This window comes from Rossellomorea sp. FM04394, from assembly GCF_041889765.1.
Classification (GTDB): domain Bacteria; phylum Bacillota; class Bacilli; order Bacillales; family Bacillaceae_B; genus Rossellomorea; species Rossellomorea aquimaris_B.
On sequence record NZ_CP168654.1, the window covers coordinates 1,905,925 to 1,931,073 of the forward strand.

Here is a 25,149-nt window from a genome sequence, read left to right on the forward strand (position 1 = left end):
TGTCAGCCCTTTTTCTACTGTAAATAACACGATTAGAAATGGGGGAAAAGAATCATGGAAGAAAAGCCCCTGGGCAAAAGAGAAAGGTTTCAACTGTTGCTAAGTCAATTAGGGTTAACAGAGGATGCCTTTGTAAAGTACTTTCAAAACGCTGAAATCGAAAAACTAGCGGTGTTTCGCAAGGAAAAGAAATGGCATTTTTACTTTACTTTTGAGGAAATCATTCCATGTAATGTGTGGAGTGAATTTTCAATTGCGCTGCAAACATCCTTTAAACATATTGCAAATGTTGGATTTACCATTAAAGTATTGAATACCCAAATAACAGAAAAGCATATTTTGGATTATTGGCAGGACTGTGTGAAAGAAATCCAAGGGATTTCACCGCCATTATTAAAATTATTAAATACCCAAAAACCAAAAATCAATGGAAACAAAATCATTGTTCGGGCATCGAATGATACAGAAGCAACCCAATTAAAGAGAAAATACGGTGACATGATCACCTCTACCTTCGAGAACTTTGGTTTTCCTAAACTGGTTTTAGATGCAGAAGTTAGTCAGGTAGAGGAACAGAGCAATGAGTATGAGAAATTTTTAGAAGAAAAGCTTAAAGAAGATCAAGAAAGAGCGAAACAGGCTCTTATTGAAATGGAAAAGGCTGAAAAAGAGGAAGCAAGTGATGCACCCAGCGGTCCATTCATGCTGGGTCTTACAATTAAAGATGATGCTGACTTCCGGAAGATTGAAGAGATTTATGATGAAGAACGACGAATCGCTATCGAAGGATATGTCTTTGATTGTGAAACGCGCGAATTACGAAGCGGTCGTACATTACTAACGTTTAAAGTAACTGACTACTCAAGTTCCATCCTGGTCAAAATGTTCTCGAGGGATAAAGAAGACGCAGCGGTAATGAACATTATGAAAAAAGGTATGTGGGTACGATGTCGTGGAAGTATTCAAAATGATACGTTCGTACGCGACCTTGTTATGATTGCCAATGATGTGAACGAAATCAAACCTGTTCTGAGACTGGATACAGCCCCTGCAGATGAGAAAAGAGTAGAGCTTCACATGCACACACCCATGAGTCAGATGGATGCTGTATCTTCCGTATCAAGTTTAGTGTCTCAAGCAAAAAAATGGGGGCATAAAGCTGTGGCCATCACGGATCATGCCGTTGCACAGTCATTCCCTGAGGCGTATAGCGCAAGCAAGAAGAACGATATTAAACTGCTCTATGGAGTAGAGGCCAATCTTGTAGATGATGGAGTACCAATCGCCTATAATGATCGAGACCTTCCTCTCGAAGATAGTACCTATGTTGTTTTTGATGTTGAAACTACGGGGCTTTCAGCCGTTTATGATACGATCATCGAACTTGCCGCAGTGAAAATCAAAGATGGAGAAGTCATTGATAAGTTCGAATCGTTTGCCAACCCCCATCACCCGTTATCAGCAACAACCATCGAATTAACGGGGATCACAGATGACATGGTGCAAACGGCTCCTGAAATAAAGGATGTTCTTCATGACTACCATAGATGGGTAGGGGACGATATTTTAGTCGCCCATAATGCATCCTTTGATATGGGATTTTTAAATGCCGGGTATCAAAAAGCCGGATTACCTAAGGCAACCAATCCGGTCATCGACACATTGGAACTGGCCAGGCTTCTGTACCCTCAATTTAAGAATCACCGTCTGAATACGTTAGCCAAGAAATTCGATGTTGAACTAACGCAGCATCACCGTGCAATCTATGATGCAGAAGCAACTGGTTACCTGTTATTGAAAATGCTGAAAGATGCCGTTGAAAAAGGAATCACCAATCATAATCAATTTAATGATTATATGGGGAAAGGCGATGCATACAAGCGGTCAAGACCATATCATTGTACACTGATTGCTCAAACGGAAGAAGGGTTAAAGAACCTCTATAAACTAGTATCCATTTCTCACATGAATTACTTTTTCCGTGTGCCGCGAATTCCCCGGTCTCAGCTTCAAAAATACCGAACGGGAATTCTCGTCGGTTCAGGCTGTGACAAGGGCGAAGTATTTGAAGGGATGATGCAAAAAGGGAAAGAAGAAGTTGAGGAAACTGCTCAATTCTATGATTACCTGGAAGTTCATCCAAAAGAAGTCTATCAACACTTAATCGAGTTGGATCTGGTGCAAAGTCAGAAAAACCTTGAAGATATCATTAAAAACATTGTGGATCTTGGTAAGAAATTGGATAAGCCCGTTGTGGCTACTGGTAATGTTCATTACTTAAATGAAAACGACAAGATTTACCGTAAGATTCTCGTTGGCTCTCAAGGCGGGGCGAATCCGTTAAACCGACATGAACTTCCTGATGTTCATTTCAGAACAACGAATGAGATGCTGGATGCATTCTCTTTCTTAGGGAAAGAAACAGCGAAAGAAATTGTTGTGGATAACTCCAACAAAATAGCCGATCTTGTAGATGTTATTAAACCAATTAGAGATGATCTTTATACACCTAAAATTGAAGGTGCAGATGAAGAAATGCGTCGCATGAGTTATGCCATGGCAAAAAGCATCTACGGAGAAGAGCTTCCTGAAATCGTAGAAGCAAGGCTAGAAAAGGAATTAAAGAGTATTATCGGGCATGGATTTGCAGTCATCTATTTAATCTCACATAAGCTCGTAAAGAAGTCATTGGATGATGGTTACCTGGTAGGATCCCGTGGATCAGTAGGATCTTCTTTTGTCGCCACGATGACAGAAATAACGGAAGTAAATCCTTTACCTCCCCACTATGTTTGTCCAGCTTGCAAGAAATCCGAGTTCTTTGATGATGGATCGGTAGGATCCGGGTTTGATTTGCCTAATAAAGATTGTCCTGATTGTGGAATTCCATACAAGAAGGATGGTCATGATATTCCCTTCGAAACATTCCTTGGATTTAAAGGAGATAAAGTTCCTGATATCGATTTGAACTTCTCAGGTGAATATCAGCCTAACGCCCATAACTATACGAAGGTTCTGTTCGGTGAAGACAATGTATATCGGGCAGGTACTATCGGTACAGTGGCGGAAAAGACCGCCTATGGGTATGTTAAAGGATACGCGAATGACCATCAGCTGCAAATCCGTGGAGCGGAAATCGATCGATTGGTAAGCGGGTGTACCGGGGTGAAAAGAACAACTGGTCAGCATCCTGGAGGTATCATCGTAGTACCTGATTATATGGATATTTACGATTTCTCACCCATCCAGTTTCCTGCTGATGATTCAAGCTCGGAATGGAAAACAACACATTTTGATTTCCATTCTATACATGATAATCTCTTAAAGCTTGATATCCTGGGACACGATGATCCAACCGTGATTCGTATGCTCCAAGATTTATCTGGTGTAGACCCTAAAACGATTCCAACAGATGATCCTGAAGTAATGAAAATCTTCAGTGGGACGGAATCGCTCGGAGTGACAGAGGACCAGATCTTGTGTAAGACCGGGACGCTCGGAATCCCGGAATTCGGTACACGATTCGTTCGTCAAATGCTCGAGGATACAAAACCGACAACATTTTCTGAGCTTGTACAAATATCAGGGCTTTCACATGGTACTGATGTATGGCTTGGCAATGCACAAGAGCTTATTCATAATAATATTTGTAATCTGAGCGAAGTAATCGGATGTCGTGATGATATTATGGTTTATCTCATCTATCAAGGACTCGAGCCTTCACTAGCCTTTAAGATTATGGAATTTGTCCGTAAAGGGAAGGGGCTCCAGGATGAATGGGTAGAAGAAATGAAGAAAAATGGGGTACCGGACTGGTACATTGATTCTTGTTTGAAGATCAAATATATGTTCCCGAAAGCCCATGCAGCTGCCTATGTATTAATGGCGGTCCGTATTGCTTACTTTAAAGTGCATCATGCCCTCTTGTACTATGCTGCTTACTTCACGGTACGTGCAGAGGACTTCGATATTGAAGCCATGGTGAGGGGATCACAAGCCGTCAGAGCTAAGATAGAAGAAATCAACAGCAAGGGCCTGGATGCATCTCCGAAAGAAAAGAACACGTTAACAGTACTGGAGTTGGCCCTTGAAATGTGCGAACGGGGATACAAATTCCAAAAGGTAGATCTGTATCGTTCACAAGCGGCTGAATTTGTGATAGATGGAGATTCATTGATTCCACCGTTCAACTCGATTCCCGGGCTTGGTACGAATGCGGCCATCAATATTGTCAATGCAAGACAAAATGGGGAATTTCTATCTAAAGAAGATCTTCAACAAAGAGGTCGCGTCTCCAAGACCATTATCGAGTACCTGGACAATCACGGCTGTTTGGAAGCCTTGCCGGATAAGAACCAACTATCCCTATTCTAAGCTGATACCATGGGAATTGTTTGCATAAAAATGTTGATTATGGTATATTTTTATTGGAAATACTAAAGATAGCTCTAAAGGTAGAAGAGTGGGGTCGCACCCCACTCTTTCGTTATTACATGGAGATTTTTTGAACTATCATTTCTAGTCTTGGTGCAAGATTTTCATATAGACCAGGAGGTAAGTATGAGCAAAATAACAACACTCGTAGAAGAACTTGTTACACCTATCTTAGATGACATGTCACTAGAACTCATCGACATGGAATATGTGAAAGAAGGATCCAATTGGTTTCTTCGAGTATTCATCGACAAAGATTCAGGTGTCGACATTGAAGAATGCGGAATAGTAAGTGAAAGACTTAGTGAAAAGTTAGATGAAATTGACCCAATTCCTCATAATTACTTTTTAGAAGTTTCTTCACCGGGGGCTGAACGTCCTTTAAAGAAAGAAAAGGACTTTGAGAAAGCCATCGGCAAAAACGTTTATGTGAAAACATATGAGCCGTTGAACGGTGAAAAGGCCTTCGAAGGCACACTTCTTTCCTATACTTCAGACCAATTAGCATTAGAAGTAACCATTAAGACTCGAAAAAAGAAGGTTGAAATTCCAACAGATAAGATAGCTGTCGCACGATTAGCTGTTACATTTTCATAGGAACGAACCGCACTATAAAGGGGGATGAAACCACCATGAGCACTCAGTTATTAGATGCTCTTACTGTTTTAGAGAAAGAGAAAGGCATTGCAAGAGATGTCATCATTGAAGCAATTGAAGCTGCACTTGTGTCAGCTTACAAACGAAATTTTAACCAAGCACAAAATGTCCGTGTAGACCTTAATCTTGAAACGGGTACGATGAGAGTTTTTGCTCGTAAAGAAGTTGTAGACGAAGTATTTGATTCCCGCCTTGAGATTTCTGTTGAAGACGCCGGGGAAATCAACCCCAGCTACGAGGTGGGAGACGTTGTTGAGTTGGAAGTTACACCTAAGGACTTTGGCCGTATCGCTGCCCAAACGGCTAAACAGGTTGTTACCCAACGAGTAAGAGAAGCTGAAAGAGGAATTATATATTCCGAATTTGTGGATCGCGAAGAAGATATCATGACAGGTATCGTTCAACGGCAGGACAATCGTTTTATTTATGTGGCGCTAGGAAAGATTGAAGCGCTCTTACCAGTGAGCGAGCAGATGCCAAATGAAACATATAAACCTCATGATCGCATCAAAGTGTTTATCACAAAGGTTGAAAAGACTACAAAAGGTCCTCAAATCTTTGTTTCACGGACACACCCCGGATTACTGAAACGTTTGTTTGAAATCGAAGTTCCCGAAATCTTTGATGGAACGGTAGAAATCAAATCTGTTGCACGTGAAGCCGGAGATCGTTCTAAAATCTCTGTTCATGCAGAAAATTCAGAGGTAGATCCTGTTGGTGCTTGTGTAGGAACTAAAGGTGCACGTGTGCAAGCAATTGTAAACGAATTAAAAGGTGAAAAAATTGACATCGTTCAATGGTCTGAGGATCCAGTAACATTCGTAGCCAATGCATTAAGTCCATCTAAAGTGCTGGATGTACAGGTGAATGAAGAAGATAAAGCAACAAGGGTAGTTGTACCGGATTATCAGCTTTCACTTGCAATTGGTAAACGTGGTCAAAACGCTCGCCTTGCAGCTAAATTGACAAACTGGAAGATTGATATCAAGAGTGAAACAGACGCACGGGAACTGGGACTATACCCTCGTGAAGATACCTTCCTGCCTCAGGATGAAGAGGAAGAGTACGATAACGAACCTTTAAATATTGATTTTGAAAATCAAGATTAAGAGGTGACCAAGATGGGTGTAAATAAGAAAATACCATTGCGTAAGTGTGTTGCAACGGGTGATATGAAGCCTAAGAAAGAAATGATCCGGATTGTCCGCTCGAAAGAAGGGGAGGTTTCCATCGATCCTACCGGTAAGAAATCAGGACGGGGAGCTTATCTTTCAAAGGATAAAGACGTCATTTTACAAGCTAAAAAGAAAAATACTTTAGCCAATCAATTACAAGCGAAAATAGATGAATCTCTATACGATGAATTGATTAGCCTTGTGGAGAAGGAGTAACGTTTAGCGTATGAATCAAAATCGTTGGATGTCACTTTTAGGATTGGCGAATCGGGCACGTAAGATAATTTCAGGTGAAGAGCTTGTTATTAAAGAAGTTCGTAGTGGACGAGCAAAACTTGTCATTCTTTCCAAAGATGCTTCTGCTAATACGCACAAGAAAATCACGGACAAATGTAAATCTTACAATGTCAAGGTTAGTTTGGTGGATAGCAGAAATGATTTAGGTCAGGCCATTGGAAAAGAAGCCAGAGTAGTGGTGGCTATTATGGATGCAGGCTTTGCCGGGAAATTATCCGAACTGCTCGATGAATCTCAGTGGGGGTGAACATATGAGCAAGATGCGTGTTTATGAATATGCAAAAAAATATAATGTTTCAAGCAAAGATGTTATCGGAAAATTAAAGCAACTGAATATTGAGGTATCAAACCATATGGCAACTATAGAAGACGACGCAGTAACGAAATTAGACGCGATGTATAAAGGTGATTCAAAAGGTCAAGGGAATAAAGCTGCCCAAAAAGATCCCAATGCATCGAAGTCAGAAGAAGCTCCTAACAAGGAAAAAGTAAAATCAGCACCGAAAAGTCGTGAAGGAAAAAAACACGAACAACAGCACCAATCAAAGGAGAAGAAGGTCTTCAATAATAATAATAACAACAACAAAAACAAAAATAATAGACAAAATAAGCAAAATAAAAATTTCAAACAGGCTCCACAGCAACAGCAGCCTGCCAAGAAAAAAGAGCTTCCTTCAAAAATCACTTTCTCAGAGTCATTAACGGTTTCAGAGCTTGCGAAAAAGCTTCACAAAGAGCCATCTGAAATCATTAAAAAGCTATTCATGCTTGGGGTGATGGCAACAATCAACCAAGAGTTGGATAAAGACTCGATTGAGCTGATTGCAGGAGAATATGGAGTGGAAGTAGAAGAAGAGATCAAAGTTGATGCTACTGATCTTGAAGTATATTTCACAGAAGATACCGAAGAGCAAGTAGAAGAGCGTCCTTCCGTTGTGACAATCATGGGTCACGTTGACCATGGTAAAACGACTCTGCTTGATTCAATCCGTAACACAAAAGTAACGGCAGGAGAAGCTGGAGGAATCACTCAGCATATCGGTGCTTATCAAGTAGAAGTAGATGGAAAGAAAATCACATTCCTTGATACTCCTGGACATGCTGCGTTCACAACGATGCGTGCCCGCGGTGCTCAAGTAACGGATATTGCGATCATCGTCGTAGCCGCTGATGATGGTGTCATGCCTCAAACAGTCGAGGCAATCAACCATGCGAAAGCTGCTGAAGTTCCAATTATCATTGCCGTTAATAAAATGGATAAGGAAGCTGCAAATCCAGATCGTGTAATGCAAGAATTAACGGAATATGAACTGGTTCCTGAAGCGTGGGGTGGAGACACAATCTTCGTACCGCTATCTGCATTATCTGGTGAAGGTATCGATAATTTACTTGAAATGATCGTCCTTGTAAGTGAAGTGGAAGAGCTAAAAGCGAATCCAAATCGCCTTGCACAAGGTACAGTGATTGAAGCACAATTAGACAAAGGTCGAGGATCTGTTGCGACTTTACTTGTTCAAAACGGTACTTTAAAAGTTGGAGATCCTATCGTTGTAGGGAACACGTTCGGTCGTGTCCGTGCAATGGTCAATGATCTTGGCCGCCGTGTGAAAGAAGCAGGTCCATCTGCCCCTGTTGAAATCACAGGTTTAAATGATGTTCCTCAAGCAGGAGATCGTTTCGTTGTATTTGAAGACGAGAAGACGGCTCGTTCGGTTGGTGAAGCCCGTGCATCTCAAGCATTACAAGCACAGCGCGGAGAAAAGTCTAAAGTAAGCCTTGAAAACCTGTTTGAACAAATGAAACAAGGAGAAATGAAGGACCTTAACCTTGTTCTTAAAGCGGACGTTCAGGGATCAGTTGAAGCTCTTGCAGCTTCATTACTGAAAATTGAAGTTGAAGGTGTAAATATTCGAATCATCCATACAGGTGTTGGAGCGATTAACGAATCAGATATTACACTTGCAGCAGCTTCCAATGCCATTGTGATTGGTTTTAATGTACGCCCGGATGTAAATGCTAAACGTACTGCTGAGGCAGAAGGCGTTGAAATTCGATTACATCGCATTATCTATAAGGTGATGGAGGAAATTGAAGCTGCTATGCAAGGGATGCTGGATCCAGAATTCGAAGAAAAAATCATTGGGCAGGCAGAAGTCCGTCAAACATTTAAAGTGTCTAAAGTCGGTACGATTGCGGGAAGCTATGTAACAGAAGGTAAAATTTCTCGCGATAGCGGTGTTCGTCTGATTCGTGATGGAATTGTTATCTTTGAAGGTGAACTGGATGCCCTTAAACGCTTTAAGGATGATGCGAAAGACGTAGCCAAAGGTTACGAATGTGGTATTACGATTAAGAACTTTAACGATGTGAAAGAAGGCGACGTTATCGAAGCCTTCATCATGGAGGAAATTACACGTAAATGATCACGTATGTTGAATGTGAGTGTATGATTTATGATTCTCACTCTTTAAAAGAAAAGCGGGCGGTCCTGCAGAGGGTCTTGTCACGACTTAAACAAAAATTTAATGTATCTGTCTCAGAAATCGGACATCAGGATGTATGGCAACGAACAAGGATTGCCATCGTCTCCGTCGCTTCTTCTAAAGGGGCGAGTGAAAGAGAAATAGAGCATGCATTGAAATTTATAGATTCTTTCCCGGAGTGGGAAAGACTGGAAACGCGAGTTGAGTCATTGTAATTAGCTGCTTATATTTCAACATATACCCATAACGATATAAGAGGTGATATTGATGAGCCATCGTGCGAATCGTGTTGGCGAGCAAATGAAAAAAGAGCTCAGCGATATTATCGGACGAAAAATAAAGGATCCACGTATTGGCTTTGTAACGGTTACAGATGTACAGGTAACTGGGGATTTACAACAGGCAAAAGTGTATATTACCGTTCTGGGTGGAGAAGACCAGAGAGAAAACACTCTTAAAGGTCTGGCGAAGGCAAAAGGGTTCATCCGTTCTGAAGTAGGACAGCGAATCCGTCTCCGCAAAACACCTGAAATTATTTTTGAGTTTGATGAATCGATTGATTATGGTAATCATATTGAATCTTTATTAAGAAAAGTTCAAGATGAACCAGAAGAGTCTAAAGATACAGAAGAGTAACTAGAAAGGGCTGATCCGGACGGAAGTACAATTCCAAATGGATCGGTCTTTTTGTTTTCTATTTGTTGAAATGCAGAATGAACATTAGTGGAGGTAGTAAGATGAATGGAATCCTGCCCTTATGGAAGCCCCGCGGCATGACGTCCCATGATTGTGTATTTAAATTAAGGAAGCTCCTTAGAACGAAGAAGGTTGGCCATACTGGTACCCTGGATCCGGAAGTTTCTGGTGTACTGCCGATTTGTATTGGAAGGGCGACGAAGATAGCCGAGTACATTACAGCATCGGGTAAAACCTACGAAGGGGAGGTCACTCTCGGTTCTTCGACTACGACGGAAGATGCCTGGGGTGAGCTCGTGGAAGAAAAGAAGGTGGACCGGACGATTACTAGAGCAGAGGTTGAGGAGATACTCCAAAGTTTGACAGGAGATATTGTTCAAACGCCTCCAATGTTTTCGGCGGTCAAGGTAAATGGCAAACGGTTATATGAATATGCAAGGCTTGGGATTGAAGTAGAAAGACCATCAAGAACTGTTCATATCCATAAGCTTCAATTGCTGGAGGAGTGGAATGAGATAGACATTGATGATCCATCTTTTTCTTTTGAAGTGGCTTGTGGCAAAGGGACCTATGTGAGGACACTTGCAGTTGAAATTGGAAATAGACTTGGATATCCGGCTCATATGTCCGCCCTTACCCGTACGCAATCAGCTAGTTTTAGAAAAGAGGACTGTTTTACCTTAGAAAATGTAAAAGAGTTTGTTGAGAATGAAAATACAAAGGGACTTCTTCTTCCGTTGGAAATGGGACTTTCTCATTTGCCGAAAATGGCAATTAGTGATACATTAGCAGAGAAAGTGAAGAACGGAGCACGCTTAGAAGAGCCTGAGGATTGGCCAGAAAGCAAAGAAGTAGTGATGGAGTACCAAGGCAAGGTCATTGCCATCTATCAGCGTCATCCGGACAAACCTGGGATTATCAAGCCTGTTAAGGTGCTTTTCAACGACTAGTGAAAAAGGTGAAATACTGTGAAAGTAATAACTGTACATCATCCCCATTCAATTAGTAAGAATGATTTTCCTCCCCTTGTATTGGCTCTTGGATACTTCGATGGAGTACATAGAGGACATCAAAGGGTGATCACGACAGCAGTAAAAAAAGCAAAGGAACTCAATGTCAGTAGTGCGGTCATGACATTTGATCCCCATCCTTCAGTTGTATTGGGCCATAAACACAAACATATACACTACATAACTCCTCTCGAAGATAAGAAAGAAATCATAGAGGAGCTGGGAGTAGATTATTTATTTATTGTTCGTTTTACATCTGAATTTGCAAGTCTGATTCCCCAGGACTTTGTTGATCAATATATTATCGGACTCAATGTACTGCATGTAGTAGCAGGATTCGATTACTCATATGGGAGGTTGGGAAAAGGGACGATGGAAACCCTTCCATTCCATTCCAGGGATAAGTTTACATCCACTATAGTCTCGAAATTGACAGACGATAATTTGAAAGTAAGTTCAACTTTCATAAGAGGAAGCCTTGAAGAAGGGGACGTAAAGAAGGTTCATCAGCTCCTGGGAAGACCGTTTAAAATGAAAGGGACAGTCATTCACGGGGATAAGAGAGGCAGGAAAATCGGCTTCCCTACTGCCAATATTGAATTAGCCGACGACTATCTGACTCCTAAAGTGGGAGTGTATGCTGTTAAAATCAAAATTCATGATAAATGGTTTGATGGTGTATGTAATATTGGATACAAGCCCACTTTTAAGAATCCTGATGAATATTCCCTTTCGATTGAAGTTCATATTTTTGATTTTCATTCTTCGATATATGGCGAAGAAGTGTATATTGAATGGTATGAGAGAATTAGAGATGAACAGAAGTTTTCCGGGATAGAGGAATTAATCTCGCAAATTCAAAAAGATAAAGACAAAGCGATTCACTACTTTTCGGAAATTTGAGGATTATACTTGATTTTTGCTGAAAAGAGTAGTATTCTAAATAGCGTATGAAATGAACCTTTGCTTGGCATCACGATTCACCAACGGATGCTCAGTAACAGGGGATTTGAAAGAAATTATTAGGAGGTGAAAAGGATGGCTATCACTAAAGAGCGTAAAAACGAACTTATCAGTGAATACAAAGTACATGAGAACGATACTGGATCTCCAGAAGTTCAAATTGCTGTCCTAACTGAAGAAATTAACAACCTGAACGATCACTTACGCGTTCACAAGAAAGACCACCACTCTCGTCGCGGTCTTCTAAAAATGGTAGGTCACCGTCGTAATCTATTATCTTACCTACGTAAGAAAGATGTACAACGCTACCGTGAGTTAATTAACAAATTAGGTTTACGTCGATAAACAGACAAAGGAAGCGGGATTATGTCCCGCTTTTTCTTTAGTTTTGATAAGTGGAAATCATTGTATGATGAACCACAAATTTTTCATCATTATCATCTGAAAAAGTATTCAATTTCATGGTTTTTGTCAACAATACATAATATGAACAGAACATTGGACTAAACGTCTCTGACTTTGTGTAGAAAGCGCACCTGCATTTACATAGACATTTATGTAATCCACTTTTACGAATATAACGGCACCATCGTGCATGATATAGATCAATAATAACGAGATTTATACGGGTAAGGTACATCCGAAACCCTTTAAGTGATGTATAAAGAGAGGGGTACACTTTATGGAACAAACTAAACAAACCTTTTCCATTGATTGGGCAGGAAGAGAATTAACGGTCGAAGTAGGCCAATTTGCCAAACAAGCCAATGGAGCGGTAATGGTACGCTACGGAGATACTGCGGTATTAAGTAGTGCAACAGCTTCAAAAGAGCCAAAACCACTGGATTTCTTCCCGCTGACGGTTAATTATGAAGAAAGATTGTACGCAGTGGGTAAAATTCCAGGAGGTTTCATTAAACGCGAGGGACGTCCAAGTGAAAAGGCGATCCTGGCAAGTCGATTGATCGACCGTCCTATACGTCCATTGTTCGCTGATGGATTCCGTAACGAAGTACAAGTAATCAGTATAGTGATGAGCGTAGACCAAAACTGTTCATCTGAAATGGCAGCTATGTTTGGATCTTCACTGGCACTATCTGTTTCCGATATCCCATTCGAGGGTCCGATTGCCGGTGTCATAGTTGGTCTGATTGATGGAGAATTCATCATTAACCCTTCAGTAGAGCAACTTGAAAAGAGTGAGATTCATTTATCTGTAGCCGGTACAAAAGATGCCATCAACATGGTTGAAGCGGGTGCGGATGAAGTACCGGAAGAGACAATGCTTGAGGCAATCATGTTTGGTCATGAAGAAATTAAGCGTTTAGTTGCTTTCCAAGAGGAAATCGTCGCTAAAGTCGGTAAAGAAAAATCTGAAATCCAACTTGTGGAATTAGATCAAGACATTGAAGCAGAGGTTCGTTCATTATGTGAAAGTGAACTGATCCCGGCTATTCAAGTTCAAGAAAAACATGCTCGTGAAGAAGCAATCAAAGCGGTAAAGAATAAAGTAATGGCTGTGTATGAAGAAGAAAAGGAAGCCGATGAAGCTACCCTGAAGCAAGTGAAGAAAGTGTTGGATAAGCTTGTGAAAAATGAAGTCCGCCGCTTGATTACTGAAGATAAGGTCCGTCCTGATGGCCGTAAAGTTGACGAAATTCGTCCACTTTCTTCAGAGGTTGGATTACTGCCTAGAACACATGGTTCAGGACTGTTCACACGTGGACAAACTCAAGCACTAAGCATTTGTACATTAGGGGCTCTGGGAGATGTTCAGGTTCTTGATGGTTTAGGGATTGAAGAATCAAAACGATTCATGCACCATTATAATTTCCCTCAATTCAGTGTAGGGGAAACAGGACCGATCAGAGGACCGGGCCGTCGTGAAATTGGACATGGAGCACTGGGAGAAAAAGCTCTGGATCCAATTATTCCGAACGAAAAAGACTTCCCATATACAATCCGTCTTGTATCGGAAGTACTTGAATCAAATGGTTCAACTTCTCAAGCAAGCATTTGTGCAAGTACCCTCGCAATGATGGATGCCGGTGTTCCTATTAAAGCGCCTGTAGCCGGGATTGCAATGGGTCTGATCAAGTCAGGTGAAAACTACTCCATCCTGACAGACATTCAAGGAATGGAAGATCACCTTGGTGATATGGACTTTAAAGTAGCCGGGACTTCTAAGGGTGTAACCGCTCTTCAAATGGATATCAAAATCGAAGGCTTATCCCGGGAGATTCTTGAAGAAGCACTTCAACAAGCTAAAAAGGGAAGAATGCAGATTCTTGATAGCATGTTAGCAACAATCGGTGAAGCAAGAACGAGCCTGTCCCAATACGCTCCGAAAATCCTGACAATGCATATTAATCCTGATAAGATCCGTGATGTTATTGGACCAAGTGGAAAACAAATCAATAAAATCATCGACGAAACAGGCGTTAAGATTGATATTGAGCAGGACGGCACGATCTTCATCTCATCTACTGATGAAGAGATGAACAAAGTGGCCAAGAAAACAATCGAAGATATCGTAAGAGAAGTTGAAGCTGGACAAATGTACCTTGGTAAAGTAAAACGAATTGAAAAATTCGGTGCATTTGTAGAAATCTTCAGTGGTAAAGATGGACTTGTCCACATTTCTGAAATTGCAGAAGAGCGTATTCGCAAAGTTGAAGATGTGGTAGCCATCGGTGATGAGATCCTTGTTAAGGTTCTGGATATCGATAACCAGGGGAGAGTCAACTTATCAAGAAAAGCCGTTCTTAAAGAACAGCGTGAAAAGGAAGAACAAAATCAAGCATAATCTTTTGAGATTGGCAGGCTGTCCTGTAAGGAGCAAACTCTCCTCCGGGACGGCTTTTTTTATCTGAAGAGTTGACCATAAACGCTCTATGTTCTACGAAGTCCACTTCCTTCATATGTTTTTATGAGAAGGAAGGTGGACAGGTATGGAAAAAAAATACTTGATTGGAATTAGTCTAATTGCTATTCTGACTTTAGTAGTTGTTGAAAACCCGTTATCAGATCAGTATGTGACAGAACTAAAACAAGAATCACTAGAAGTAAATGGAGTCAGCGAACCCAATGATCTAACTCGGAAAATAAAAGAAGAAGCAAAATTGAGAGAAATCCCAGCACAAGATGCTGTAATAGATACAGTTTGGAAAGCTACACCAGGCTACAATGGTTTAAAAGTGGATGTAGAAGCGTCCCTTCAAAATATGAAAAAAGAAAAATCATTTGATGAAGATAAACTGATCTACAAACAGATCCCTCCTGAAAAGCATTTACCGGATTTGCCCGCTTCTCCTGTATACAGAGGCAATCCGGAAAAACCAATGGTTTCCTTTATCATAAATGTGGCATGGGGAAATGAGTACATTCCAGATATGCTTGCAACTTTGAAAAAGCATCAAGTGTATGCTACCTTCTTTCTAGAGGGGAGATGGGTTAAAAATAACCCGGACTTAGCAAAGATGATTGTTGATGCAGGACATGAAGTAGGTAATCATTCATATTCCCACCCTGATATGAAAACTTTAGAGTCATCCAAAGTTAGGGAAGAGTTGAAAAGGACAAATGAGATCATTGAGGTCACTACTGGTGAAAAAGTGAAGTGGTTTGCTCCGCCTAGCGGAAGCTATCGTGATGAAGTTGTTAATATTGCAGACGAGATGCACATGAGGACAATTATGTGGAGCGTGGATACCATTGACTGGCAAAAACCACAGCCCCATGTATTAGTGGAACGTGTTATGGGTAAGGTGCATAAGGGAGCAATTGTTCTCATGCACCCTACAGCTTCTACAGCCAATTCATTGAATTCGTTAATCCTTCAAATAAAAGAAAAAGATTTGAGACTGGGTACGATTTCAAGTCTTGTTAAAGAAGAACGAATCGTAGAAGACGTCGATAATTCATCTCGGGCAAGGAAATAGTAAGAAGAAGCAGTAACTTATGCATCATGAATAGGAGGAAGTTTTTTGATAAAGAAATATACTTGCCAAAATGGACTGCGAATCGTGCTGGAAGAAATCCCGCATGTTCGCTCAGTAGCGATAGGGGTCTGGATCGCAACAGGCTCACGAAATGAAACGGAACAAAACAATGGTATTTCCCATTTCCTGGAGCATATGTTTTTCAAAGGGACTAAGACCAAAACAGCACGTGAAATTGCAGAGTCCTTCGATAGCATTGGCGGTCAAGTAAATGCATTTACTTCAAAGGAATACACCTGCTACTATGCAAAAGTATTGGACAATCATGCAGATTATGCATTACATACACTTTCTGACATGTTCTTTAATTCTACCTATGTAGAAGAGGAATTGAATAAGGAAAAGAATGTAGTGTATGAAGAGATTAAAATGTATGAGGATACGCCAGACGATATCGTTCATGACCTGCTCAGCAAGGCAATCTATGAAGAGCATCCCCTTGGCTATCCGATTTTGGGAACGGAAGAAACACTGAACTCATTCAATCAAGCTAAATTAAAAGAATATATGCATGACATGTATACTCCAGAGCAAGTAGTGGTATCTGTAGCAGGAAATGTAGATGAAACGTTTATCAAAGAAGTAGAGAAGCTATTTGGATCCTATGAAGGTGGTAAAGGACCTGAGGACCGTGTTAAGCCTGCCTTTCACAACAATAAGCTTGCCCGCAAAAAAGATACGGAACAAGCTCATTTATGCTTGGGGTTTGACGGGCTGCAAATCGGGCATCCAGACATCTATAACCTGATCGTATTAAACAACGTATTAGGTGGCAGTATGTCATCCCGTCTGTTTCAGGAGGTTCGAGAGCAAAGAGGACTTGCTTACTCCGTATTTTCTTATCACTCCGCTTATGAAGATAGTGGAATGGTAACCATCTATGGAGGGACGGGGGCAAATCAGTTAGATCAATTATTCGATACAATCGACAGCACCTTGCAAGCCTTGAAAGCTGACGGTATAACCTCCAAAGAATTACTAAACAGCAAAGAACAATTAAAGGGTAACCTTATGCTCAGTTTAGAAAGTACCAATAGCCGGATGAGTCGTAACGGTAAAAATGAGCTATTACTAAAAAGACACCGGACGCTTGATGAAATTGTCGAAGAAATCGACGGAGTTACGATGGACAAAGTAAATCAGTTGGCCCTGGACATCTTTAAAGATGATTATGCAATATCCCTCATCAGTCCGGATGGGAACCTTCCTCAAAATATGAGAAAATAATAGGAAAAGCAGACTGCTCAAACAGTCTGCTTTTTTTCAAGGCTCTTTTCGTAAAGATTGTTGCTATTAACATAACGGTCTGCTTGAGCTCTGCCAATCAGCATGTGCTGGATGGTGAGGGGAACCTCTCCACTTGCAGCTGGCGTTTGGCCGAGCCTCCTCAGCTTAGCCGAACGGGGTCTCGGCACGCCCGAAATCCGCCGGAGTCTACGCAGTTCCCCTCACCATCTTTAATAGTTTTATTGTGAAAGAGCTTCAACATGCGTAATAAAACCATGTAACTAGAAAGAATTATTCTTCTTTTATAAAAGGGGAAATAATTTCTACTCTTAAGTAAGGTTGTTTCCTAAAATTCTTGTTTTTATTGATTTCCCTTAAGGATACAGGCTTAGAAAGTTGATTCTCGCTGCAGGATGATCGACTCCTGCGGGAATAGCTGGACAGTACGAAAAGCGGAGGGGCTTTGCTCAGGGGCGACAAGCATAAGACGAGTCTGCCGGAAAGGCGCACTTTGCCTTTTTGGCAGACTTGGCTTATGACCTCGAGCCCCTAAGCCCCGTAGCTGGACAGGTGAGACCCCACAGGCGCAGCCGAGGAGGCTCACCGCCAGCCCCGCGGAAAGCGAGCATCCTGGAGCGGAAATCAACTACTACATTCTTCATTAAGATAACCACAAACTTTGCGAAAAGAGCCTTTTTAAATGATGAAACACCGAAGAAATTCTTCTAAAAAAAGTGGACAGTGTATACATTGTAATACAGAGCTTTTTTAAGGGGGAAACCTTCATGAGATTAAGCGAGTTAAGCGGAAAAGAAATAGTCGATTATAAAAAAGCAGAACGTCTGGGGATTCTTGGGCAAACCGATCTTGAATTTAATGATAAGTCGGGAAGTATTAATGCGCTTATCATTCCCACTGGTAAATGGCTGCGCAAACAGGGCGGGGAAATCCGGGTACCCTGGCACCAAATAAGAACAATCGGAGCAGATATGATCATTCTGGAAGTATCAAATGATTAACGGAAGAGAGAGTTCATTAAAACGGGGATTCCCCGTTTTTTTATTTTGTCTTTCATTTATAGTGTGAACAATCCCCCACCCTCCTGAACATCCCCTTTCAAAACAACCTTGCACTCTAAATAGCCTTCAATCGCTTTTCTTCTCACCCATTAGGTATGTGCAACATACACTGTTGAAGTGAAAAGGGATTTAGAATAGCGATTATGTAAAAAGTAGGTGAAATCAGTGATGCTGACCGGAATGCAGATCGCAGTTCTAGGCGGAGATGCTCGTCAACTTGAGATTATTCGGAAGCTTACGGAGTTGGATGCTAAGATCTCACTCGTAGGTTTTGAACAACTAGATCATGCCTTTACAGGGGCTACGAAAGAAAAGCTGAGTGAAGTGGACTTTTCTATTATTGATGCCATTATCTTACCTGTACCCGGCACGAATCTACAAGGAGAAATTGATACGATTTTTTCCAACGAGAAAATCATTTTAACAGAAGAAATCGTGTCACAGACGCCAGAGCACTGTACGATCTATTCAGGAATTAGTAATAAGTACTTGGATAAAGTGATGTCTTCAACAAACCGTAAACTTGTTCAGTTGTTTGAGAGAGATGATGTTGCCATTTATAATTCCATTCCTACAGTAGAGGGAACGATTATGATGGCTATTCAACATACAGACTTTACTATTCACGGATCTACCATTGTCATATTGGGTCTGGGTAGGGTAGGTATGAGTGTAGCTAGAACGTTTCATCATTTAGGCGGAAAGGTGAAAGTGGGTGTTCGTAAAAGTGAGCATCTGGCCAGGGTGACCGAAATGGGCTTAGAGCCATTCCACTTAGATAACTTAGAAAAAGAGGTTGAGAATTGTGATATATGTATAAACACAATTCCAGTGCATATAGTGAAGGCTGCTGTGATAGCCAAAATGCCAGCTCATACATTAATTATTGATTTGGCTTCAAAGCCTGGAGGTACAGATTTCCGTTATGCAGAAAAGCGGGGCATTAAAGCATTGTTGGCCCCTGGATTGCCTGGAATCGTGGCACCTAAGACAGCCGGGCAGATTCTGGCGAATGTTCTATGTCAATTGTTAGAGGAAGATTTTGATTTAGGAAAGGAGAGTTCATCATGAGTGTGAAAGGAAAACGAATCGGGTTTGGTCTGACAGGATCTCATTGTACGTATGATGCAGTATTCCCCGAAATCGAGCGTTTAGTGAATAACGGTGCAGAAGTGATGCCGATTGTAACGTCGACCGTTATGAATACGGAAACGAGATTCGGTAAGGGAGAAGACTGGATCAAGCGGATTGAGGACGTTACGGGCCATAAGGTGATCGATTCAATCGTAAAGGCAGAGCCACTCGGTCCTAAGATTCCATTGGATTGTATGGTGATCGCTCCCCTTACAGGAAACTCAATGAGTAAATTCGCAAATGCAATGACTGATTCTCCGGTATTAATGGCTGCCAAGGCGACTCTTCGTAATCACCGTCCGGTAGTGTTGGGGATTTCAACAAACGATGCTCTTGGCTTAAACGGTGTAAATCTAATGAGATTAATATCAACGAAAGATATTTACTTTATCCCGTTTGGGCAGGATGCACCTGAAAGTAAGCCAAAATCGATGGTAGCCAGAATGACGTTGATTCAGGAAACCATTGAGGCGGCAATTGAAGGAAGACAGCTCCAGCCTGTCGTAATCGAAAGATATTTAGATTAATACTCTAGAAGGCTATCACCTTGCACTGTTAAGATGGCCTTCTTTTCATGCATATAGAAGATTATGGATCTTATTAAATTTAAAATTAAACTTATATAAAGAATTCCCTATTGTCGAATAATTGTTTATGTTAAAATATTCTTTATTATAGTAATAGACTAAAACGTTATACCTACTATGAGAATACTGAATGGTTGGAAGGAGAGAAGATTTTGAATACAACGGGATTTCATGTAGCAGTTGTCGGTGCTACAGGTGCAGTGGGACAGCAAATGCTACAAACATTAGAAAAAAGGGATTTTCCAATAAAACAATTAACATTATTATCTTCAGCACGCTCTGCAGGGTCTACAGTTACCTTTAAAGGGAAAGAATGGACGGTTGAAGAAGCGAAACCTGAAAGTTTTGAAGGAGTCGACATTGCTTTATTTAGTGCAGGTGGGAGTGTATCCAAACTTCTTGCTCCTGAAGCCGTTAAACGTGGGGCAATTGTCGTGGACAACACAAGTGCATACCGTATGGATCCAGATGTTCCTCTTGTTGTTCCAGAGGTGAACGAAGAAGATATCAAACTTCATAATGGAATCATTGCGAATCCTAACTGTTCTACCATCCAGATGGTTGCAGCACTTGAACCGATTCGTAAACAATATGGATTATCGAAAGTAATCGTGTCAACTTATCAAGCAGTTTCAGGGGCAGGTGCAGTGGCAATCGATGAGCTACACGACCAAACACAAGCCATACTGTCCGGTGAAACATTTGAGCCAAGTGTCCTGCCTGTAAAAGGGGATAAAAAGCATTATCAGATTGCCTATAATGCCATACCACAAATTGATAAATTTCAAGAGAATGGATTTACATTTGAAGAAATGAAAATGATCAATGAAACGAAAAAAATTATGCATATGCCTTCTTTAAAAGTATCTGCAACTTGTGTGAGATTACCTGTTGTAACAGGTCACTCGGAAAGTGTATATATTGAAATTGAGGAGGATTCTGTTTCAGTGAAAGATATTCACTCACTGTTAAAAAATGCTCCAGGGGTAACCTTAGAAGACGTCCCGGAAGAACAAATTTATCCGATGCCTGCACATGCTGTAGGAAAGCCGGATGTTTTTGTAGGCAGAGTGCGGAAGGATCTTGACGAAGATAAGGGCTTCCATATGTGGGTTGTATCTGACAACTTACTTAAGGGAGCGGCTTGGAACTCAGTTCAAATCGCAGAAAGTTTAATGAAACTTGGTTTAGTTAAGTAACGGAGAGGGACCATTCCAGAAATAGATCTATATATTTCCACTATTCGTTCTCTCATACCTCTTGAACATATGACAATGAGGTGTAGTCATGAAAGTGATCGTTCAAAAATTTGGTGGAACGTCTGTACGTGATGAAGCAAGCCGCCTAAAGGCACTAGAGCACACAAAGCAAGCTATTGATAAGGGATATAAAGTGGTGGTAGTCGTTTCAGCTATGGGAAGAAAAGGTGAACCTTACGCTACTGACTCTCTATTATCACTAATCGGTGGCAGAAATACTTCAATAAGTAAGAGAGAGCAAGACTTATTATTATCTTGTGGAGAAATCATATCTAGCCTGGTCTTCTCTAACATGCTGCTGGAACATGGAATCCGATCAACGGCTTTAACGGGGGCTCAAGCCGGATTCCGGACAAATAATGATTTTAACAATGCGAAGATTTTGGAAATGAAATGCAGCCGTTTGGTAAAAGAGCTGGAGATTCACGATGCAGTGGTCGTTGCCGGCTTTCAAGGAGCAACGAAAGATGGTGATGTCACTACGATTGGCAGAGGGGGAAGTGATACTTCTGCTTCTGCTTTAGGAGTGGCATTAAAAGCTGAATTCATCGATATTTTCACTGATGTTGAAGGGGTCATGACTGCTGATCCCCGCATTTCATCAAAAGCTAGACCTATAACGGTTGTTTCCTATAATGAAGTGTGTAATATGGCATATCAGGGAGCAAAGGTGATTCACCCAAGAGCCGTTGAAATTGCAATGAATTCGAACGTCCCAATTCGAATTCGTTCTACTTACTCAAAAGGTGAAGGCACGCTTGTGACCACACTTGAAAATACGAAAGCACATAAAGAATTTCGGAGTCATCCCGTAACAGGAATCGCTCATGTTCCCAATCTTACACAAATCAAGGTATTCGCTAAGGAAGATCAATACAATCTTCAAGCTGAAGTCTTTAAAGCGATGGCTAAGGAAGGAATAAGTGTAGATTTCATCAACATCTCACCACGGGGAGTTGTATACACTGTTGCCTCATCGGTAGCAGACGAAGCGATTGCTGTTCTGAAGAATATAGGTCATCATCCGATTGTTGAGTCAGAATGCGCTAAGATTTCAGTAGTGGGTGCCGGGATGACGGGGGTTCCCGGGGTGACCTCAGCCATTGTATCGTCGCTTTCCAACGAAGGAATCCGTATCCTGCAGTCAGCAGATAGCCATACGACTATTTGGGTCCTGGTGAAAGAGATGGACCTTATTAATGCGATTAATGCACTTCATGATACGTTTCAACTACAGGAGAGAACCGCTACATTCAGGGTAGGATAAACAAAAGAGGAGAGTGACAAGATTGAATTTTGGCCGCGTTTCTACGGCGATGGTTACTCCATTTGACCGTAAAGGAAATATTGATTTTACCAAGACGACCCAATTAATTCAGTATTTGATTGAAAATGGCTCAGATTCGTTAGTAGTAGCCGGGACCACTGGTGAGTCTCCTACTTTAACAAAAGAAGAGAAGATTGCTTTATTTCGACATGTAGTAAAAGTAGTAAACGGAAGGGTACCTGTTATTGCAGGGACGGGAAGCAATAACACGCACGCCTCAATCGAGCTTACCAAAAAGGCAGTCGAGGCAGGCGTAGATGCCATCATGCTGGTGGCTCCATACTATAATAAGCCGAGTCAGGAAGGGTTGTTCCAGCATTTCAGGGCGATTGCTGAATCGACGAGCTTACCTGTCATGCTGTATAATATCCCTGGACGTTCAAGCGTCAATGTTTCACCTGAAACCATCATTCGATTGTCAGAAATTGAAAACATCGTAGCTGTTAAAGAAGCAAGTGGTGACTTAGATAGCATGACTGAGATTATATCACACACGCCAGACGACTTTATGCTGTATAGTGGCGATGACGGTCTTACTCTGCCTGTATTGTCAATAGGTGGAACTGGTATCGTGTCCGTTGCCTCACATATCATCGGGAACGAAATGCAGGAGATGGTTGCTGCATTTATTGATGGAAATCCAATGCAGGCAGCGGGACTTCATCAAAAACTTCTTCCGATCATGAAAGGGTTATTTACAAGTCCAAACCCTACTCCAGTTAAAACAGCCCTGCAGATGAAAGGCCTGGACGTTGGATCTGTCCGCTTACCATTAATTCCACTAACAGAAGTGGAAAGAGCAAAGCTGTCTCAATTGTTACAGGTATTATCTTAATAAAAAGACTGTGAAGGCCATTCCTTCACAGTCTTTTATTATAGGGAGGAAGCAACCTTAAAGTCAGTATTTGATTAATTTATTTTAGAGAAGAAGGATTTAATCGCATTGTATCGAAATAGTAATGTAGTAAAAATGAATGCAGTCTTTTCTATTTCTAGTTATAGGTAGGATAAAATTGGTTGTACTCCCAAAATATTATCAAGTATAATAAATGTAACTGATTGAAGATCGGGAAAGGCACAGCATAGGAGGACATAATGTGAGTAAGACAAAGAATGAAAGTATAAAGATCATACCGCTCGGAGGGGTGGGGGAAATTGGTAAGAACATGTACGTGATCGAAGTGGATCAGGAAATTTTCGTGGTTGACGCCGGGCTGATGTTCCCTGAAAATGAAATGCTCGGAATTGATATCGTGATTCCTGACATTCAATACCTCATTGAAAATAAAGAACGTGTGAAAGGAATCTTCTTGACTCATGGGCATGAGGATAGTATTGGAGCCATTTCATACGTACTCAATAAGATAAAGGCACCTGTTTATGGCACACGTTTAACGAATGCTCTTGTAAAGGCACGATTGAAGGATGAAAATATCCGGGAAAATGTGAAGTTCTATACAATTCACTCCGATAGCCATCTCACCTTTGATGGAGTGAATGTAACGTTCTTTAAGACCACACATAGTATTCCGGATTCTGTAGGTGTTTGTATACATACATCTGAGGGAGTCATTGTTCATACTGGGGAATTCAAATTTGATCAATCTGCTAAACACCTTTATCGACCGGATTTAGGCAAAATGGCTCAAATCGGTGAGAAAGGTGTGCTTTGTTTGTTGTCTGACAGCACCGAAGCGGAGAGACCTGGCTACACCACATCCGAGGCCGTCATTGAACAGCATATAACAGACGCTTTACGAACTGCATCTGGTAGAGTGATTGTAGCTTGCTTTGCATCTAATTTAATTCGCCTCCAGCAAGTTTTTGATGCTGCAGAGCAAAATAATCGAAAAGTGGCCGTGGTTGGTAAGAGTTTAAAGAGAGTATATGATGTAGCATTAAAATTAGGCTATCTTTACGTAAGGGATGAGATGATCATCGGAATTGATGAGATTGGTGATTACCCTAAAGATGAAGTCGTCATCATCGCGACCGGGACACAAGGAGAACCGTTTGAAGCACTGCAGCGAATGTCAAAACGCTCTCATCGTCTTGTAAATATCGAAGAAGGTGATACAGTTCTTATTACTGCTTCCCCTTCACCTGGCATGGAAGTCACCGTAGGTAAGACAATTGACATGCTTTACAGAGCAGGAGCCAACGTATTGACTGCTAATAAGAAGGTTCATGTTTCAGGTCATGGAAGCCAGGAAGACCTAAAGTTTATGTTAAATATCATGAAGCCGAAATATTTCATACCAATACAAGGTGAGTATAAAATGCTGGTGGCCCATACCCAAATCGCTCACGATATCGGTCTTCCTTATAAACAAATTTTCATTTTGGATAAAGGAGATGTACTTCAATACAAGGACGGCAAGATGAGAATGAGCGGCAGGGTTCAAGCAGGGAATGTGCTGATCGATGGAATAGGTGTAGGGGACGTAGGGAATATCGTCCTTCGAGATCGCAAACTATTATCAGAAGATGGTGTCTTTACGGTCGTTGTGACCATCAATCGTAGATCCAAATCGATTGTTTCCGGTCCTGAAATTATCTCTCGTGGGTTCGTCTATGTGAGGGAATCAGAAGAACTGATTGAAGGAGCAGGAGGTATCGTAACTGATGTGGTACATTCCTATTTACAAAAAGGCTCTTTTGAATGGACAACCATCAAACAGGATATAAGAGATCAACTTAATTACTATTTATACAACAAGACACGAAGAAGACCAATGATTTTACCGATCATCATGGAAGTATAATACGTGAGGCTATTTGTTTGAGTATGTTTGAACAAATAGCCTCACTTTTATTTGT

The 25,149-nt window shown here is 41.2% G+C and carries 22 protein-coding genes; 21 read left to right on the forward strand and 1 reads right to left on the reverse strand.

What is annotated here, in order from left to right; translation table 11 throughout:
* The first annotated feature begins 54 nt into the window (after positions 1-54).
* The 14 genes from ACCB35_RS09575 (at position 55) to ACCB35_RS09640 (ending at position 16,943) form a co-directional block, all read left to right on the forward strand.
* Positions 55-4,374 carry a PolC-type DNA polymerase III gene (locus ACCB35_RS09575; protein ID WP_374056671.1) on the forward strand — a complete coding sequence of 1,440 codons (4,320 nt, stop codon included), beginning with the start codon at positions 55-57 and terminating at the stop codon, positions 4,372-4,374.
* A 186-nt stretch (positions 4,375-4,560) separates the two neighbouring features.
* On the forward strand, positions 4,561-5,031 hold the full coding sequence (rimP, locus tag ACCB35_RS09580; RefSeq protein ID WP_044337367.1) for a ribosome maturation factor RimP: 471 nt from the start codon (positions 4,561-4,563) through the stop codon (positions 5,029-5,031).
* A gap of 35 nt (positions 5,032-5,066) precedes the next feature.
* Positions 5,067-6,200, forward strand: a complete 1,134-nt coding sequence (gene nusA / locus ACCB35_RS09585) for a transcription termination factor NusA (protein ID WP_374056672.1) — start codon at positions 5,067-5,069, stop codon at positions 6,198-6,200.
* 12 nt (positions 6,201-6,212) lie between these two features.
* Positions 6,213-6,482, forward strand: a complete 270-nt coding sequence (gene rnpM / locus ACCB35_RS09590) for an RNase P modulator RnpM (RefSeq protein WP_374056673.1) — start codon at positions 6,213-6,215, stop codon at positions 6,480-6,482.
* 10 nt (positions 6,483-6,492) lie between these two features.
* On the forward strand, positions 6,493-6,810 hold the full coding sequence (locus tag ACCB35_RS09595) for a YlxQ family RNA-binding protein (protein WP_044337364.1): 318 nt from the start codon (positions 6,493-6,495) through the stop codon (positions 6,808-6,810).
* A 4-nt stretch (positions 6,811-6,814) separates the two neighbouring features.
* A complete protein-coding gene (gene infB / locus ACCB35_RS09600; protein WP_044337363.1) occupies positions 6,815-8,986 on the forward strand; it encodes a translation initiation factor IF-2 in 2,172 nt (723 codons plus the stop codon).
* Positions 8,983-9,261, forward strand: a complete 279-nt coding sequence (locus tag ACCB35_RS09605) for a DUF503 domain-containing protein (protein ID WP_374056674.1) — start codon at positions 8,983-8,985, stop codon at positions 9,259-9,261. The genes infB and ACCB35_RS09605 overlap by 4 nt, the downstream gene beginning before the upstream one ends.
* Before the next feature lie 52 nt (positions 9,262-9,313).
* Positions 9,314-9,682, forward strand: a complete 369-nt coding sequence (rbfA, locus tag ACCB35_RS09610; protein ID WP_044337361.1) for a 30S ribosome-binding factor RbfA — start codon at positions 9,314-9,316, stop codon at positions 9,680-9,682.
* Between the two features lie 101 nt (positions 9,683-9,783).
* Positions 9,784-10,692 carry a tRNA pseudouridine(55) synthase TruB gene (gene truB / locus ACCB35_RS09615; protein ID WP_374056675.1) on the forward strand — a complete coding sequence of 303 codons (909 nt, stop codon included), beginning with the start codon at positions 9,784-9,786 and terminating at the stop codon, positions 10,690-10,692.
* 18 nt (positions 10,693-10,710) lie between these two features.
* Positions 10,711-11,655, forward strand: coding sequence for a bifunctional riboflavin kinase/FAD synthetase (gene ribF / locus ACCB35_RS09620; RefSeq protein WP_374056676.1), 945 nt, complete (start codon positions 10,711-10,713; stop codon positions 11,653-11,655).
* Between the two features lie 135 nt (positions 11,656-11,790).
* Positions 11,791-12,060 (forward strand): 30S ribosomal protein S15, encoded by a 270-nt coding sequence (gene rpsO, locus ACCB35_RS09625; RefSeq protein ID WP_034760125.1) that lies wholly within the window; start codon positions 11,791-11,793, stop codon positions 12,058-12,060.
* A gap of 337 nt (positions 12,061-12,397) precedes the next feature.
* A complete protein-coding gene (gene pnp, locus ACCB35_RS09630) occupies positions 12,398-14,521 on the forward strand; it encodes a polyribonucleotide nucleotidyltransferase (protein WP_044337358.1) in 2,124 nt (707 codons plus the stop codon).
* A 145-nt stretch (positions 14,522-14,666) separates the two neighbouring features.
* Positions 14,667-15,656: a polysaccharide deacetylase family protein gene (locus tag ACCB35_RS09635; RefSeq protein ID WP_374056677.1), complete on the forward strand. Its 990-nt coding sequence runs from the start codon at positions 14,667-14,669 to the stop codon at positions 15,654-15,656.
* Between the two features lie 45 nt (positions 15,657-15,701).
* Positions 15,702-16,943: a M16 family metallopeptidase gene (locus ACCB35_RS09640; protein WP_374056678.1), complete on the forward strand. Its 1,242-nt coding sequence runs from the start codon at positions 15,702-15,704 to the stop codon at positions 16,941-16,943.
* A gap of 17 nt (positions 16,944-16,960) precedes the next feature.
* On the opposite strand, the gene ACCB35_RS09645 is transcribed toward ACCB35_RS09640, so the two are convergent.
* Positions 16,961-17,131, reverse strand: a complete 171-nt coding sequence (locus tag ACCB35_RS09645) for a hypothetical protein (protein WP_374056679.1) — start codon at positions 17,129-17,131, stop codon at positions 16,961-16,963.
* A gap of 597 nt (positions 17,132-17,728) precedes the next feature.
* Here ACCB35_RS09645 and ACCB35_RS09650 point away from each other — a divergent pair.
* The 7 genes from ACCB35_RS09650 (at position 17,729) to ACCB35_RS09680 (ending at position 25,094) form a co-directional block, all read left to right on the forward strand.
* A complete protein-coding gene (locus ACCB35_RS09650; protein ID WP_044337355.1) occupies positions 17,729-17,962 on the forward strand; it encodes a YlmC/YmxH family sporulation protein in 234 nt (77 codons plus the stop codon).
* Between the two features lie 228 nt (positions 17,963-18,190).
* Positions 18,191-19,093, forward strand: coding sequence for a dipicolinic acid synthetase subunit A (dpaA, locus tag ACCB35_RS09655; RefSeq protein ID WP_374056986.1), 903 nt, complete (start codon positions 18,191-18,193; stop codon positions 19,091-19,093).
* Positions 19,090-19,683 carry a dipicolinate synthase subunit B gene (locus ACCB35_RS09660; protein WP_044337353.1) on the forward strand — a complete coding sequence of 198 codons (594 nt, stop codon included), beginning with the start codon at positions 19,090-19,092 and terminating at the stop codon, positions 19,681-19,683. The genes dpaA and ACCB35_RS09660 overlap by 4 nt, the downstream gene beginning before the upstream one ends.
* A 209-nt stretch (positions 19,684-19,892) precedes the next feature.
* Entirely contained in the window at positions 19,893-20,942 is a 1,050-nt protein-coding gene (gene asd / locus ACCB35_RS09665) for an aspartate-semialdehyde dehydrogenase (protein WP_044338002.1), read from the forward strand.
* An 88-nt stretch (positions 20,943-21,030) separates the two neighbouring features.
* Positions 21,031-22,269: an aspartate kinase gene (gene dapG / locus ACCB35_RS09670; RefSeq protein ID WP_044337352.1), complete on the forward strand. Its 1,239-nt coding sequence runs from the start codon at positions 21,031-21,033 to the stop codon at positions 22,267-22,269.
* A 22-nt stretch (positions 22,270-22,291) separates the two neighbouring features.
* A complete protein-coding gene (gene dapA / locus ACCB35_RS09675; RefSeq protein WP_374056987.1) occupies positions 22,292-23,164 on the forward strand; it encodes a 4-hydroxy-tetrahydrodipicolinate synthase in 873 nt (290 codons plus the stop codon).
* A 262-nt stretch (positions 23,165-23,426) separates the two neighbouring features.
* Positions 23,427-25,094, forward strand: a complete 1,668-nt coding sequence (locus tag ACCB35_RS09680) for a ribonuclease J (protein WP_374056680.1) — start codon at positions 23,427-23,429, stop codon at positions 25,092-25,094.
* Positions 25,095-25,149 lie beyond the last annotated feature (55 nt).

Bases quoted from the DNA above. Each gene is read 5' to 3' on its own strand.
- dapG (WP_044337352.1), top strand. From the start codon at position 21,031: ATGAAAGTGATCGTTCAAAAATTTGGTGGAACGTCTGTACGTGATGAA.
- ACCB35_RS09575 (WP_374056671.1), top strand. From the start codon at position 55: ATGGAAGAAAAGCCCCTGGGCAAAAGAGAAAGGTTTCAACTGTTGCTA.
- ACCB35_RS09595 (WP_044337364.1), top strand. From the start codon at position 6,493: ATGAATCAAAATCGTTGGATGTCACTTTTAGGATTGGCGAATCGGGCA.
- rbfA (WP_044337361.1), top strand. From the start codon at position 9,314: ATGAGCCATCGTGCGAATCGTGTTGGCGAGCAAATGAAAAAAGAGCTC.
- rpsO (WP_034760125.1), top strand. From the start codon at position 11,791: ATGGCTATCACTAAAGAGCGTAAAAACGAACTTATCAGTGAATACAAA.
- rnpM (WP_374056673.1), top strand. From the start codon at position 6,213: ATGGGTGTAAATAAGAAAATACCATTGCGTAAGTGTGTTGCAACGGGT.
- infB (WP_044337363.1), top strand. From the start codon at position 6,815: ATGAGCAAGATGCGTGTTTATGAATATGCAAAAAAATATAATGTTTCA.
- ACCB35_RS09635 (WP_374056677.1), top strand. From the start codon at position 14,667: ATGGAAAAAAAATACTTGATTGGAATTAGTCTAATTGCTATTCTGACT.
- pnp (WP_044337358.1), top strand. From the start codon at position 12,398: ATGGAACAAACTAAACAAACCTTTTCCATTGATTGGGCAGGAAGAGAA.
- dpaA (WP_374056986.1), top strand. From the start codon at position 18,191: ATGCTGACCGGAATGCAGATCGCAGTTCTAGGCGGAGATGCTCGTCAA.
- ACCB35_RS09605 (WP_374056674.1), top strand. From the start codon at position 8,983: ATGATCACGTATGTTGAATGTGAGTGTATGATTTATGATTCTCACTCT.
- ACCB35_RS09650 (WP_044337355.1), top strand. From the start codon at position 17,729: ATGAGATTAAGCGAGTTAAGCGGAAAAGAAATAGTCGATTATAAAAAA.
- ACCB35_RS09660 (WP_044337353.1), top strand. From the start codon at position 19,090: ATGAGTGTGAAAGGAAAACGAATCGGGTTTGGTCTGACAGGATCTCAT.
- rimP (WP_044337367.1), top strand. From the start codon at position 4,561: ATGAGCAAAATAACAACACTCGTAGAAGAACTTGTTACACCTATCTTA.
- truB (WP_374056675.1), top strand. From the start codon at position 9,784: ATGAATGGAATCCTGCCCTTATGGAAGCCCCGCGGCATGACGTCCCAT.
- nusA (WP_374056672.1), top strand. From the start codon at position 5,067: ATGAGCACTCAGTTATTAGATGCTCTTACTGTTTTAGAGAAAGAGAAA.